At 68.4% G+C, this 13,279-nt stretch carries 15 protein-coding genes and 2 pseudogenes; 6 read left to right on the forward strand and 11 right to left on the reverse strand.

The annotated features are described in order from the left end of the window. Positions 1 to 543: 543 nt before the first annotated feature. The 3 genes and pseudogenes from IF88_RS0125670 to IF88_RS40800 all read right to left on the reverse strand — a co-directional run bounded on the left by IF88_RS0125670 (position 544) and on the right by IF88_RS40800 (position 2,859). Positions 544 to 1,298: pseudogene (locus tag IF88_RS0125670) on the reverse strand (IS5 family transposase). 315 nt (positions 1,299 to 1,613) lie between these two features. Next, entirely contained in the window at positions 1,614 to 1,949 is a 336-nt protein-coding gene (locus tag IF88_RS40795; RefSeq protein ID WP_051837538.1) for an aldo/keto reductase, read from the reverse strand. A 166-nt stretch (positions 1,950 to 2,115) separates the two neighbouring features. Next, positions 2,116 to 2,859, reverse strand: a complete 744-nt coding sequence (locus IF88_RS40800; protein WP_051837539.1) for a zinc-binding dehydrogenase — start codon at positions 2,857 to 2,859, stop codon at positions 2,116 to 2,118. A gap of 139 nt (positions 2,860 to 2,998) precedes the next feature. Between IF88_RS40800 and IF88_RS0125685 the strand changes: the two genes are divergently transcribed. Genes IF88_RS0125685 through IF88_RS0125695 form a run of 3 tightly spaced genes read left to right on the forward strand, consistent with a single transcriptional unit; the run spans position 2,999 to position 5,487 of the window. Next, entirely contained in the window at positions 2,999 to 3,277 is a 279-nt protein-coding gene (locus tag IF88_RS0125685) for an ABC transporter permease (RefSeq protein WP_030717079.1), read from the forward strand. A gap of 32 nt (positions 3,278 to 3,309) precedes the next feature. Beyond that, positions 3,310 to 4,080 (forward strand): hypothetical protein, encoded by a 771-nt coding sequence (locus IF88_RS0125690; protein WP_030717090.1) that lies wholly within the window; start codon positions 3,310 to 3,312, stop codon positions 4,078 to 4,080. Positions 4,081 to 4,086: 6 nt separating this feature from the next. Continuing rightward, on the forward strand, positions 4,087 to 5,487 hold the full coding sequence (locus IF88_RS0125695) for a hypothetical protein (RefSeq protein ID WP_030717100.1): 1,401 nt from the start codon (positions 4,087 to 4,089) through the stop codon (positions 5,485 to 5,487). A gap of 67 nt (positions 5,488 to 5,554) precedes the next feature. On the opposite strand, the gene IF88_RS0125700 is transcribed toward IF88_RS0125695, so the two are convergent. From IF88_RS0125700 to IF88_RS0125710, 3 genes are all read right to left on the reverse strand, one after another. Next, complete coding sequence (locus tag IF88_RS0125700) at positions 5,555 to 6,628, reverse strand: M14 family metallopeptidase (protein WP_030717102.1); 1,074 nt, start codon at positions 6,626 to 6,628, stop codon at positions 5,555 to 5,557. Positions 6,629 to 6,638: 10 nt separating this feature from the next. Further along, on the reverse strand, positions 6,639 to 6,953 hold the full coding sequence (locus IF88_RS0125705) for a hypothetical protein (RefSeq protein ID WP_030717104.1): 315 nt from the start codon (positions 6,951 to 6,953) through the stop codon (positions 6,639 to 6,641). Positions 6,954 to 7,078: 125 nt separating this feature from the next. Continuing rightward, complete coding sequence (locus tag IF88_RS0125710) at positions 7,079 to 7,822, reverse strand: TetR/AcrR family transcriptional regulator (RefSeq protein ID WP_030717107.1); 744 nt, start codon at positions 7,820 to 7,822, stop codon at positions 7,079 to 7,081. Positions 7,823 to 8,114: 292 nt separating this feature from the next. Between IF88_RS0125710 and IF88_RS49105 the strand changes: the two genes are divergently transcribed. Next, positions 8,115 to 8,249, forward strand: a complete 135-nt coding sequence (locus tag IF88_RS49105; RefSeq protein ID WP_267884528.1) for a hypothetical protein — start codon at positions 8,115 to 8,117, stop codon at positions 8,247 to 8,249. Positions 8,250 to 8,865: 616 nt separating this feature from the next. Here the strand turns inward: IF88_RS49105 and IF88_RS49110 are convergent. Both IF88_RS49110 and IF88_RS49115 read right to left on the reverse strand, forming a co-directional pair. Beyond that, positions 8,866 to 10,143 carry a peroxidase family protein gene (locus IF88_RS49110; RefSeq protein WP_267884529.1) on the reverse strand — a complete coding sequence of 426 codons (1,278 nt, stop codon included), beginning with the start codon at positions 10,141 to 10,143 and terminating at the stop codon, positions 8,866 to 8,868. Between the two features lie 2 nt (positions 10,144 to 10,145). Beyond that, a pseudogene (locus IF88_RS49115) lies at positions 10,146 to 10,400 on the reverse strand (peroxidase family protein); the annotation flags it as partial. A gap of 111 nt (positions 10,401 to 10,511) precedes the next feature. Here IF88_RS49115 and IF88_RS48225 point away from each other — a divergent pair. Then, complete coding sequence (locus IF88_RS48225; RefSeq protein ID WP_234323699.1) at positions 10,512 to 10,649, forward strand: hypothetical protein; 138 nt, start codon at positions 10,512 to 10,514, stop codon at positions 10,647 to 10,649. A 77-nt stretch (positions 10,650 to 10,726) separates the two neighbouring features. Here the strand turns inward: IF88_RS48225 and IF88_RS49120 are convergent, their stop codons facing one another. Genes IF88_RS49120 through IF88_RS45700 form a run of 3 tightly spaced genes read right to left on the reverse strand, consistent with a single transcriptional unit; the run spans position 10,727 to position 12,652 of the window. Continuing rightward, positions 10,727 to 10,879 carry a hypothetical protein gene (locus tag IF88_RS49120; protein ID WP_267884531.1) on the reverse strand — a complete coding sequence of 51 codons (153 nt, stop codon included), beginning with the start codon at positions 10,877 to 10,879 and terminating at the stop codon, positions 10,727 to 10,729. Further along, on the reverse strand, positions 10,810 to 11,646 hold the full coding sequence (locus IF88_RS48230; protein WP_051837540.1) for a GMC oxidoreductase: 837 nt from the start codon (positions 11,644 to 11,646) through the stop codon (positions 10,810 to 10,812). Before IF88_RS48230 ends, IF88_RS49120 begins: the two co-directional genes overlap by 70 nt. 1 nt (position 11,647) lies before the next feature. After that, positions 11,648 to 12,652, reverse strand: a complete 1,005-nt coding sequence (locus tag IF88_RS45700; RefSeq protein WP_051837541.1) for a GMC family oxidoreductase N-terminal domain-containing protein — start codon at positions 12,650 to 12,652, stop codon at positions 11,648 to 11,650. A gap of 139 nt (positions 12,653 to 12,791) precedes the next feature. Between IF88_RS45700 and IF88_RS46720 the strand changes: the two genes are divergently transcribed. Beyond that, positions 12,792 to 13,229 carry a hypothetical protein gene (locus IF88_RS46720; RefSeq protein ID WP_158754568.1) on the forward strand — a complete coding sequence of 146 codons (438 nt, stop codon included), beginning with the start codon at positions 12,792 to 12,794 and terminating at the stop codon, positions 13,227 to 13,229. Positions 13,230 to 13,279 lie beyond the last annotated feature (50 nt).

A 13,279-nucleotide genomic window follows, 5' to 3' on the forward strand; every position in this document is an offset into this window, starting at 1 on the left:
TCAGCGGTCAGGCCCCCACCCTCCGGATAACGCATACCACCGGCATACCGCAGGGATCATGAACCGTCACCACCCGACGACAACCCGAAAAGCTCAGTATCCAATGCCTACAAGATCGCGTATGTGGCGCAAGTGCCAGGATGGGAGTCATTCGAGAGCTTGCTCACTAATCGCCGCCGGAACACGATTGGGCACGCGACAGCACATCACGACCTCCAGACAGGCCGCATCTTCAGCGATGAGAGCCCCTCCGGGATGACGTATCTCGAGTTCCTCAGCGAGGTCCTCGGTGTCTTCGAAGCACTATCGACCCTTGCCCAGGTGCTCAGGGCCAGCCGTGCTTCCTCGCCAGACTTCGACTCCTGACGCGAAAGATCATTCCGTTAGGAGTTCGAGTAGTGAGCTTCACCTACTGATGGCGGAAGCGAGACCGGCCGGTCCCGGCGACCTTGATCGCGAGGTTCTGGCACAGCACCATTTCGAAGCTTCAGCGGCACTCGCGGTTCGCCAGGCACTCTGGTGCACTATGAGCTCGTAACGCGATCACGAGTCGGGCTTGTTGAGGCGTCTCCAGCAGATGAGGCTGCAGGCAAGGGAGACGAACGTGTCGTGGAGTTCCGTGCGCCGTTCCCATCGGACGGCGAGTCGTTTGAACTGGTGGAGCAGGGCGAAGGTCTGTTCAACGACGTAGCGGAGCTTGCCCATGCCCTTGATGTTCGGGGCGCCCTTGCGGGAGATGACGGGTAGGATCCGGCGTTTGCGCAGCTCATCGCGGTTGGGATTGGAGTCGTAGCCCTTGTCTCCGAGCAGGGCGTCCGGCCGTCTGCGGGGCCGGCCGGGCCGGCCCGCCACTGGCGGGATACCGTCGACCAGGGCGAGGGTCTGGTTGACGTCGTTGACGTTCGCCGCGGTGGTGATGACTTTGAGTGGGGTGCCGCGTCCGTCGCAGATCAGGTGATGTTTGCTGCCTGTCTTCCGCCGGTCGACCGGCGACGGGCCGGTGTCAGCGCCCCCTTTTTCGCGCGGATGTGTGAGCCGTCCACGCAGGCCCTGGACCAGTCGAGGCGGCCGGCCGCGTTCAGTTCGGCGAGCAGGATCCGGTGGAGCTGGTCGAAGACCCCGGCCTTCTGTCACCGCTCCAGGCGCCGCCAGCAGGTCTGCCCCGAGCCGAACCCAAGCTCAGGGGGCAGGAGTTGCCACGCGATGTCGTTGCAGAGGACGTACAGGATGCCCTGCAGACACAGCCGGTCAGCTACCGGTCGCGGCGCTGGTGACCTCGCCGGCCAGGGCGGCAGCAGCGGCTCGAAATCCTGCTTTCAACGTCGTGATTCCTGGCGCGTATCGGTCGCCCAGTTTTCTCCGATGCTGTCCGAAATTCACTTACGGAGACGGGGTGAGCCGTATCGGTTCTGCAACAGATTCGCGAACATATGCCAATCACCCGGCGGTCGTCGCGCCTCGTCGACGGTGTGGCGCAGAAGCGATCTCATCCATGCCGACACAGACGTCCGACGCCGCGGCAACCCACAGGCCAGGCGCCCCACTTGGTTCTCCTGGAAGAAACCCAGCTCCAGACCGCGTTGCGGTCCGTCGCCATGATCTGGTGACCCGGCTCAGTCGTTCAGGCGCCGCTTGCCGAACTGGCCCACCACGGCAGGGTCGCGGTGGTCGAAGAACAGGAAGGACCCGGTGTCCAGAGTGGCGATGGCCGCCATCTGGTCGTCGGTGAGCTCGAAGTCGAAGACGTCGATGTTCTCCGCCATGCGCTCGGCGCGGACCGACTTGGGGTTCGCGACGACGCCGCGCCGGGTCAGCCGGGGGAGCGCGGCCTGCGCCCCCGACTTCCCGTGCTTCGCACCGATCTCGCTCAGCAGCGGGTGCGCGAAGAGGTTATTGCAGCCTTCGGCGAACCCGCCCCAGGACTGGATCTGGACCCTGTGCTCGAGCATCACTTCATGGTCGGCGGTGCGCTGGAAGAACGGGTGCGTCTCGATCAGGTCGACGAGCCGATCGGGGTAGAAGTTGGCGACGCCGTCGCCCTGGTGAGGCCTTCGCGGGTCCTCTCATGGCGCGCCACTGGCCGTACACGTCGCCGTAACAGCGGGAAGTTCATCTTCACCGTGGGGTACTGGGGGGCACCCACGCGGGAGACGGTGCCGCCGGCGCGGACGACGCCGAAGGCGGTGTCCAGGGCGGTTCCGGGCCGACGCATTCCAGCACGGTGTGGGTGCCGTCGCCGCCGGTCAGCGCTCGTACCTTCTCGATGCCCTCGGCGCCGCGCTCGGCGACGATGTCGGTGGCGCCGAACGCGCGGCCCAGGTCGGTGCGGTCCTTGTGCCGGCCCATGAGGGTGATCCGCTCCGCGCCGAGGCGCTTGGCGGCGAGCACGGCGGACAGGCCGACCGCGCCGTCGCCTATGACGGTGACGGTGGTGCGCTCGTTCACGCTGGCGGTGACCGCGCAGTGGTGGCCGGTAGGGAACACATCGGAGAGCGTCAGCAGGGAAGGCAGCAGGGCGGAGTCCTCGCCGACGGGGAGCTTGACCAGGGTGCCGACGGCCTGCGGGACGCGCACGGCGAGGGCGTCGGTGGGCTGCTGGATGCGCGGGTCCGGGACGTTCTCGACGCGGACGTCGCCGGCACCGTAGATCAGGCACCGCCGGCGGTGCCGGCGCGCTCGGCGGGTACCCGGTCCAGCAGCACGGTCAGCCCAGGGTTGCCGCCGGCGCGCCCAGGAGGAGCCGTAGCGCTGTCTCCGGATGGTGTGGGGCTGGGGGAATCCCACGCCATGCGTGGGGCCGTCCGGCAGGCCTTGACCGGGGTCGGAGGCGCGCGGAGACTGGACGTAGTACGTGTGCATCGTAGGTGTACGCCGGTACCTCCCGTCTCATGGACGCCGGCGGCGGTGGGGTCGCGGCTCCGCGACCCGAACCCTTACCCCGAGCCGGTGGCCCCGCACGGGCGGCGCACCGGCGCAGTCACAGAGGGGAGGCCGCGCGATGGCCCTCCACAGACTCCAGCACCACCCCACGGGCCCGGTCCGCACGCGCTTCTGGGCGGAGACCGCCCTGGGAACCCTGTCCGGGCTGCTCTTCCTGGTCACGCTGGTCTGGCGCGACTGGATCGAGCTCCTCTTCGGCGTCGAGCCCGATGCCGGGAGCGGCGTGCTCGAGTGGCTCATCGTGGCCATCACGGCCCTGGTCACCGTCCTGTGCGCCCTCGGCGCGCGGATGGAGTGGCGCAGAACCCACCCAGCCGGCGCGCACGCCTTGCGGTAGCGGAGCCGGGCTGAGGCGAGAGGAGGATCGCCATGCCTGAGGACGCGAGGGAGCTCATCCGGAAGGCGCCGCTGAGCTTCGTCGGTACGGTCACGCAGCTCGGCGACGCGCGAGTGGCGGACGTACCGGTCGACGAACGGACCGCCGTGGTCCAGGTGGACGCGGTGTTGCACGCACCCGACGCCTTCAAGAAGCTCGCCGGCAGCGAGGTCACCGTCCAGCTGTCGGCGGAACTCGACCCGCCGGCCGTCGGCGACGCGGTCGCGTTCTTCACCAACGGAACGGTCTACGGACGGGGGCTCGCCGTCCAGGAGATCGGACGGCTGCCCGCGGACGCGGTCCAGCCGCACCTCTCCCGTGCCGCCAGAACCGCCGACGCGATGCCGTTCTCCGCGCTGGAGCGCGACATCGAGGATGAAGACATGGTCACGCACGCCGACGAAGCGGACGCGGTCGTGATCGGCGTCGTCGTGGGCTTGCAGCAGGCGGGCAGCAGGCAGGCCGGCGGTGAGCGGGCGCGCGACGAGCACGTCTCGGAGCACACCCCCAACTGGTGGATCGCGCAGCTCGACGTGGGTCACGTGGAGCAGGGGCAGGTCACCGAGGGGCGGATCAACGTGCTCTACCCCAACAGCCGGGACTTCCGCTGGTTCCAGGCGCCGAAGCCGCATGCCTCGCAGGAGGGGATGTGGTTCCTGCACGCCACCGAGGGCGCCCTGGCCGAGTGGGCCCCGTTCCAGATCGTCCACCCCGATGACTACCAGCCGGTGCAGAAGCTTCAAACGCTGCAGGCACGGAGGTGAGCGGACATGCCCACGCTCAAAGTCGTCAACATCACTCCCGTCGCGCTGAGCGGCAGCCGTTCCCAGGACGCCGAGCCCGACCTCGCCGTCAATCCTGAGCACCCCAACGAGGTGGTCGCGACCGCGTTCACCCCCGACCCGATGGGAGGCTCCCTCGCCCCGATCTACGTGTCGACCGACGGCGGCGACACCTGGATGCTGAGAAGCGTCGTCCCCGGCGGTACCCCGAGGCTGGGCACAGGGGACATTTCGGTCAGCTTCGCGTCCAAGGGAGGCGCCCTCTACGCGGGCATCCTCAACGCCCAGGCCTCCCTGCAGAACATCCTGCGCATGCAGATCCTGCGTTCGCCGGGCATCTCCTCGGCGGCGCCCATGGAGGTCCTCCTCTCCCGTGACAGGCCGGACCAGCCGTCGGTCGTGGCAGGGAGCTTCCAGGACAACGGAGTCACCCGCGACCGCGTCTACGTCGCCAACAACGACTTGGGGCTCCGCCCCAGGTCCGCCGCCGTGGACGTCTCCGACGACGCCCGCTCGGCACCGGCGCCCGCCGGATTCGCGCGCAACCGCGTCGAACAGCGCACCCCGGACGGCCAGGACGGGCCGCCGGTACGGATCGCACTCCACCCTGACGGGACGGTCTACGCGGCGTTCGAGAGCTGGCAGAACGCCACCGACGGCGGGGGCGACATCGTGAACGTCACCTTCGACGTCGTGGTCACCCGTGACGACAGAGGAGGCGTCGGGGCGAACCCCTTCCAGGGCCTGAAGGACGCCGACGACTCGGCCATCGGCCAGCGCGTGGCGACGGAGCGGTTCGAGACGTTCAACGCGTTCATGGGCCAGGAGCGCCTCGGCGGCGATCTCGCGATCGCGGTGGACCCCACGGACGCGGCCGGCGTCCGGGTGGCCTGGTGCGACCGTGTCGGCGCGACGGCGGGGGTCGGCTGCATCCTGCACGTCCGCCACTCGACGGACTTCGGGCAGACCTGGTCGGACGACGTCCGTACCGTCAGCAACGCCAAGAACCCGGCGCTGGCCGTGAACACGGACGCTTTGCTCGGACTGGCCTACCAGCAGTTCAGTCAGGGGCAGTGGGCGACGGTGCTGGAGCTGACGGCCGACGACTGGCAGACCCCGCCGGAGCGCCACGTGCTGCACCAGGCGCCGGCCAGTGTACCCACGGCGCGCTTCCTGCCGTTCCTGGGCGACTACATCCGGCTGCTCACGGTCGGCCGCGACTTCTACGGGGTGTTCTCGGGCAACAACACGCCCGACCACGCCAACTTCCCCGAGGGTGTGACGTACCAGCGTCACGCCGACTTCGTGAGCCACCAGTTGCTCGACCTCGACAACGTGACGCGGGTATCCCCGTCCATCGACCCGTTCTTCTACCACCGGACCGCATAGGCCCGGGCTTGGCTGAGGCGCCCGCCACACGGGCGCCTCAACCACGTACGGCACGGCGCTAGATGATCTAGGTGCGAGCGGTCAGGCAGAACTGCACGAGCCCGGCGTCGACTTCGAGGACGATCTTCTTCATCTCCGCCCACGGCGGGTGGAAGCTCTTGCCCCACTCGACCGTGAAGGCCAGGATCTTGCCCTTCTGCGAGTCGACGATGTGGCGCGCGTAGGCGTAGTCGTCGCTGGTCCCGCAGGTCGGGTACAGGTCGAAGGCGGACTGCGGGGTGTACTCCTTGCCCCGTACGCCCTTCAGCGCCTTGCAGAACTGCTCGGCGAGCACGGCGGAGTCGTCGGCGTCGGTCTTCGCGACGAACTCCGCGTAGAGCAGGTCCTGCTTCAGTCCGCGCTTGCCGTCGAAGGCGGGGTTCCGGAAGTTCCTGGTCGGGTCGATGGACTGGTTGTTGTCGTCGCCCCACACGTAGAGCATGTCCTGGGTGTAGCTGTGCACGTCGACGAACCAGCGGGTCCGCGGGAACTCGTCGAGCAGCCAGCGGACGTTGCGGGTCTCGGGCTCCGAGAAGGCACTGGGTCCCTGGTACACCTGATCGAGGTCGGCCGGGTCGGCCGAGACCCGGACCGGGGCGTCCGGGTGGAAGGCGGTCTCGAAGTCGAATAGGTGGTCGTAGTTGCGGTTGATGTCGACGCCGATCGCGGCCGGGTCGCCGCCGGACTGGACCGGATTGCGGTTCCTGCGCCACATCGGTTCGACGGTCTGGCTGTAGTGCCGACCGTCGGGATTGACGAGCGGGAACACGACGACGTCGAGTCCGTCGAGGATGCTGTGCACCTGGGTGGAGGTGAAGCTCGTACCGCCGTAGGCGAGGCCCGTACCGCCGCTGTGCGCGTGCAGCAGGTCGGCCGCGAGGTTGACGAGGATTTCGCAGCTGCCCCATTCCCGGGCATGTGCGCCGCCGATCAGTACGATGGCGTCGTTGGCCCCTCGCTCGGTGGTGCCGATCCGCAGAGCCTGGGCGGCCCGGCCCTCGAAGGTGAGCTCGGGCAGGTCGATGAGTTCGCATTCGCCCGGGAACGCGGCGGCCAGGCTGGTCACGCCGGACGCGACCTCGGTGATATTCAGGTACGGCATGGCGTCCCTCCTAGGTGTCCTTCACCTTGAGGGCGAGTCCCTGCGGAACCGCGTCCTCGGGAGCAAATCGGTCTCCCTCGCCGACCTCGGCCTGACGGGCGCGTCCGGTGGCGGCGGCGTCCTCCAGGGTCGTGACCGTCACGCCCTCGCGTACGAGGGCTTCGGCCTTCTCGGGGGATACGTAGGCGTCGAAGCTGAGACTGCCGTCCTCGTCCTGGCCGACCCGTCCGCCGACGTCGGGACGGGTATCGCGAAGCAGCGCGCGCAGGGTGTCGGGGTCCTTCGCCGTGACCCGGACGCGGAGGATCGTGTACTCCTTGGACATGACGGGCCTCCTTCGGGCGCCGTCGGCCTCACATCAGCGGTGCCAAAGCTGCCGGGACGGCGCGCACGCTGGCGTATACGCGGGGGGAAACACGTACATGTATGTCTGATGTGTACCTCGTACCCTCAGCCTGCGCTTCCGCCGTAGAACGAGTCAAGCGGCGCCTCGGGCATCCGGCTCAGCAGGCAGTCGAGGCCCGCGATCAGCTCCTGCTCGTCGTCGTAATCGGCCAGTCGCGGGACGAGTGCGCGCAGCCGCGGGTACTCGGCGGCGGGCATCCGGTGCAGGCCCAGGCGCAGCATGAGGTCCGGCTCCTCGGGGTTGTCGACCGCCTGGCGCTTGTCCACGAGGAGGCAGCCGAGGATCCAGGCCACGAAGGCGCGGTAGATCGTCAGCGTCGTGGCGTCGTCGAAGCCGGCGCGGCCGAGTACCTCGAGGATGTGCTCGGTGAGCTTGAGCACCGGCGCGGGGCGCCGGGCCACCGGTACGCTGAGCGGGCGCGTGGCCACCACGGGCAGTATCTCGGGGTGGGCGTGCACCGTGGCCGCGAAGGCGCGGGCGATCCGGCGCAGTTCGGCGCGCCAGGACGGGTCGCTCGATGTGATCTCCCGGTCGGTGGAGATCCTTTCGGCCAAAGTCCGCAGCCGGTCGTTGACCTCGGCGAAGAAGGCCTCGACCAGGCCGTCGAGCAGGGCCTCCTTGCCGGCGGTGTACCGGTAGATAGCCATCGGCTCCACACCGAGGTCGGAGGCGAGGCGCCGCATGGTCAGCCGGGCGAGCCCTTCCCGGTCGACCAGGGCGACGGCCGCGGTGAGCACCAGCGGGCGGCTCAGATGTCCCCGCCTCTCCGGGGTGTCCCGCTCAACCATGTCAGCACTCCCCTCGCGGGCGGCCTGCGAACGTAGGGATATCAACTAAATATAGTCCATAATTGTACGGAATATCCGGCTGCTGCTCGCCGGTGTCTGGGCACGGTTTGGCGCTCCAGCTGCAGATCGAGATCTTGAGGTCCGATCCGGTGCGCGTCCAGCGCTCCTGGACAGGTGGCCCCACTGTGCCGGGCACGGCCCTCCAAGGCCCTTGTCGCACCGAAGGGAAACGACGTTCCGGGCGGGTCGGCCACCAGGGGCCTGGCCCGGCAATTGCCCGCCCCAAGGGGCGGTGTTCGAACTCACCGGAGCAGTCCTGGCCTGCCGCCACGCACATCGGCTGCTGCGGGACCCGGACGCGGAGCGACTGGCCATGCACGCCGTCAACGGCCTGATCGCCGGCCGCCAGGCTGCCGGTCACGACTGAAGCGGTATCGTCGCCTGGCAGATCGCCGGGCGCCACCCGGATGCGCTCGATGGCCTCACCGAGTCGCCCGCAGAACAGGTGGCCGGAGGGTCGGGACCTGGATGCTGCTCACGTCGGCTGTTCGTCGAACGCGGTTGCCCGGTAGTAGCTCAAGCTCGCGGTCAGCGCCCGTCGGTCGCAAAGCACCGCGAGATAGTCGGGGTACGTCTGGTCGACAGAGGACTAGTTCCTCGGCAAGGAAGCCGCACGCGCGATCGCGCAGCACGTCGCCGCGCCGATGACCTACGTAGAGCTGGAAGGCGTCTCGCACTGGATCCCCGACACGGCGGCGGCACAGTTCAACGCCCTGCTACAGCAACACATACACACGACTGGCGCGCCGATCCAACGTGAGGCGTTCCCGCAGAGGGGTGTACCGCAAGACGGAGTCGTCTCGATGGCGGCGGAGGGGCGGCACGTAGCGCTCAACCCGGGGAGCGGCTTCCGGGGCGACCGGTGTACTCGTCGAGCGACAACTCCGTGAAGCCGTGGAGACCCGTGCGCAACTGCTCGACAGACGGGAAGGGAACGGCATCTCCGCTCACTGAGGCGCAGGGGGGCGCGTCGGCCCGTTTCGTCAGGAATGCGTGCTGCCGCTGGCGGTGTGCCAAGGCACGAATGCGTTCTTCAGCCCCGCGAGAGCCGTGCGCAGCTCCGGGTAGTGACGCAGCAGCACGGTGACCATGCTGTTGTCGTCGATCCAGGCCATGCCGGCCTTGGAGTACACCTCGGGGGTGTAGTAGTCGGTGAAGAAGCGGTCGCTGTTCAGCCGGCGCGAGGCCATCAGGATGAAGATGCGAAATGCCGTGTCGCTGAAGGCGAATCCGGTCGGAGGCCTCTCCGCATACATCCCGATGGTCAGGTCGACCTTTTCGAGATCTCCTTGGCCCACACGGCGTTGTCCGTCAGGTCCTCGAAGCTCGCCGCGGGCTTCAGCCGCAGCAGTCGCCGGATTCGTTGTAGCGGGGGACGCCCAGTTCCCGGTTGCGCAGGATGTCCGTGGCAGCGAGGTCCTGCCGTTTTCCGTCGGGGCGCTCGAAGTCCTGCACAACTTGGGGAAGTTGTGCAGGGTCACCAGTCCCGGGTGGAGGGTGCCGAAGCTGTAGAACAGGTTGGCCATCCCTTTGGTCTTCAGTACGTTGAGTGCCTCGGGCCCGGCGAGGTCGCGGAAGGTGCATTCGCTGAGGGTGGAGTCGTCGGTGACGGAGCGCAGGTGCCAGTTGTCGCGGATGAGCGGGTGCATACGGTAGACGGCCGCGAATTCCTCCGTGAGGGCGTACGGGACGCCGTAGTGGTCCGTCTTGGTACCGGGGATGCCGCTGATGGTCTCGCTCTCCGAGATCCGGCCGTAGAAGTTGTGGACGCGCTCGCCCGCGATGCCCCACCAGTTGGACCGCAGGGCCGTGACGGTGGTGGGGTGGCTGATGACGGCCGGCGTCCACTCCACCGTATGGATCTTGGCGAGGAGCGCGGCGTTGACGAGCCGGGCCCGCTGGAACAGCTCCTCGTCGTCCCAGGACGGGTAGGCGGCGTGCAGGTGGTCGCAGATCGCGTTGTGCTCGTGGGCGAACAGATTCTGCATCATGACGAGGCCCAGCCAGAAGCCGGGAACGCGCGACGGATCGCGAGAACCGTCGGACGGGCGCGGGGTCGGCTCGTCGTCGAAGAGGTGCAGTTTGCCCGTCTTGCCGGTGCGCACCTGGAGCTGTTCCGCCTCGTTCGTCCCGTAGATCTGGGACGCGTCCCACCAGTGGGACGAGACGTTGATGCGGATGTCGGGAGTCCCGGCGGGTGACGAGGGTCCCGGGTCGGGTCGTCCGGTGTCCGCATGATCCGCATCGGGTGTTCCGGCCACGGATCGTCGTCCATGAGGGGTACTTCCCAGGGCCGTTCCGTGGGACTGGTTCCGTGACTGAACCAGTTGTGGACCATGAACTGCAGCCAGGCGGCCACCAGGGAGTTGACCGACTCGGCCGGGATCAGCTCGTGGCGGGTGAGGAGGGCGCGGCTGACCTCGCGCGGGTTCGGCCGCGACAGAACGCTCTCGGGCGTAGCCGGGGCGATCTTGTCCAGTGGGATGTTCCGGCCGAAGCGAGTCCCCGCCATGCCCATGCGCGGTTCGTCGAGGTCGTTGTGGCTGCCGTCGGCAGTCCGGTTGACCCGGTGGCTCTCGGAGGGCGGCGCGGGGTCGGGAAGGTTGACGGAGGGCAGTTGGGAGGTGTCGTGGAGGTTCTTCTGACGGAGTTTGACCCGCAGCCCGAGAAGGACCAGCAGGCCGGGCGTGACCGCCAGGTTGTTCCATCCGGTGCGTCGGTCGACGAACTCGGCGATGCGGGTGATGATCCGCCAGGGTACGGATGAGCGGTATCCAGAGCCGGATCGCCGGGGGACGGCGCGTCGTTGCGTACTCATCGTGGTGCTCCTCGGATTGGGTCCGGTCAGGTCGGGTGTCGCGATGCGGCCGCGGCGGTTCGCGTGCGCGACGCGTCGCCGAGGATCACGTCGCTCGCCTTCTCGCTGATCATGTAGATCGGAAGGGCGATGAAGAAGCCGGGAATTCGGGGGAAGACCGAGGCGTCGACGATCCGCAGGCGGTCCACACCGCGTACCCGGAATAGGCTGTCCACGACCGCCGAGGGATCATCGGCCCCGGCCCATCCTGCAACTGCAGGACGCGTGATGGCCCCATGCCTCGTCCTGTACCAAAGCGGCGGACGCTCTCGGTGTCGCCGACCTCCTCGCCGGGCCACAGCTCCTTGCGGATCACGGAGTCGGCACTGCGGTTCATGCTGCGTACGAACTTCACGGCGGAGACCATTGCGTCGAGGTCCCGAGCCTCCTCGTCCGTGCCCTTGGCGAAGTAGTGGAAGTTCACCAGCGGAGTGTCCCGGGGGTCGGTGGAGCGCAGTCGCACCCGGCCGTTGGTGTTGTGGGTCCGGCTCTTGAGGATGGCCCACGTGAAGCGGTCCCGGTGGCGTGTCAGTTCGCGTGAGTAGCCGGGATAGTAGCCGCGGAAGTCGAAGGGGCCGCCGAAGATGAACAGATCGGGGGTGTCCAGCGACGGGTGGGACTTGCGGGTGATGCCGACGACGGCGGTCGTGTACAGGCCCTCGCCGCACTGCCAGGCCCGGTAGCAGCGGTCCGGTTCGGCTCCGGGCTCCGGCGCCTGGAAGTCGCAGTCCTTGATGACCGGGAACTCGCGGTCCACGCCGATCTCGTACCGGTCCTGCAGGTTCGCGCCCACGCCATGGAGCGGGACGCGTACGGGAATGCCGTGCCGTTCCAGCTTCTCACGCGGCCCGATGCCCGAAAGCATCAGCAGCTGAGGCGTGTTGAAAGTCCCTGCGGCCAGGACCACCTCACGGGCAGCGAGCGCCCTGCGCGGGACCGGCAGCGCGAGAGCGTCGTGGGCGGCGGGGTCGGCGCGGTAGGCGTGCGGCTGGTCCAGGTAGTCGACACCCGGTCGCCGCCCCGTCCTCGTCCAGCACGACCCGCGTCACCAACGCGTTCGTCTGGACGACCAGGTTGTCCGGGTGGCTGCGCTGTACGGCCCGCACGCGTTCGCGGGCGGCACTGCGCCGCCCGTCGGCCGTGGAGATCGGGATCTGCCACAGCCCTTGCAGGCTCTCAGTCTGCACGCGCCAGTCATTGGGATCGACGAAGGATCCGAGCCCCTCCAGAGGGGAGAGCGGCCGGCCGATGAAGTCGGTGAGCGTGTCCTCTGCGGCGGACAGGATGACTGTCAACAACTCCTTGTCCTGGATGACCAGTTCGGGGTTGGCGAGGTGGGTCGGCAGCCAGCCGTCGAACCCGTGCCGCGAGTTGTTGCGGTACCGGGCGGCGGCGAAGGGGAGAAGCTCCAGGAAGGCGGCCAGCAGCCGATTGCCGGGGGGCTCCTTGGGCCGGGGGCGATACGTGCAGCGCTCCAGCCGCTCGAAGTACCGGCGCATGGCTGTGCTGCGCCATGACGCGTCGCCGGTCTCCCGCGCGATCTCGTCCCAGTCGCGGTTGTACGGATAGACGGTGATCAGCGCGTGATGCGCGGTGCAGCCGCCGACCGTCCCGGCCCGCGGATAGAGGATGCCCTCGCCCGGCACGAGCTTGCTGTCGCGCTGGTGCTGCTGTTCGTCCGCGTAATGCCGTACGAAGTGGTCCCAGCGCTGGACGGGGTCCTCGGAGGCATCGGCGTGGAAGGCGGGCACCAGGTAGTTGTCGTTCTCCCCGGCACCGCCCGCGTCGAGCAGCAGGACGCGCATGCCCGCGGCGGCGAGGTTGGCCGCCAGAGGTCCACCGCCGGCGCCCGCGCCGACGACGATGTAGTCGAAGCCCGTCTCGGCCGGCGGGGCACCGGACTCCGTCGTCACTTTCCTTTCCTCTTCCCGAAGCCGGCCGCGCTGGCGGCCAGGGTCGTATTGACGGCCGAGATGAGCGCGTCAGGGCGGCGGTGCGGGGCGGCAGTTGGCCGCGGATGCCGAGCAAGGCGGCGGTTGCGGTGTCACTGCCGTGGATCAGGACGCCCTCGCGAAGGTCTTTCTGGAGCCGCTGGCCGTGGTTGGTGAGCAGATCGAGACCGAGCAGGATCGTACGGATCCCGAAGAGCCGGAAAGCGTAGACAGCCGCCGGACTGAGGTCACGCTCGGGGTCGAGGCGCCGGATGAGCACGGTGGGCGTCAGCAGTCCGGTGACGCCGTTGAAGAGCCGGATGCCGGCCAGTGCGTAAACCGAGGCCGGACGGCGGGCAGCGCGTTGCTGGGCCATGGTGTCTCCCTGGAGTGCAGCCGCTTCTGCGGCACAACTGGCCCCCGGGAACGAACTCAAACTACCCCAAACAATACTAATGGGATGGCCGTGCGCGTGCACCCTGAGGCCGACCGACCGACCGACCGACCGACGCGGCCGCGGCCTGCCGCGTGCGCTACCCATTCGGCGGCTTACGCCTGATCATCACCGGCGACCACGATGTGGCGTGTCGACCGAGTGGGAGCCCCCAT

It is taken from the genome of Streptomyces sp. NRRL F-2580 (assembly GCF_000720115.1).
Taxonomy (GTDB): Bacteria; Actinomycetota; Actinomycetes; order Streptomycetales; family Streptomycetaceae; genus Streptomyces.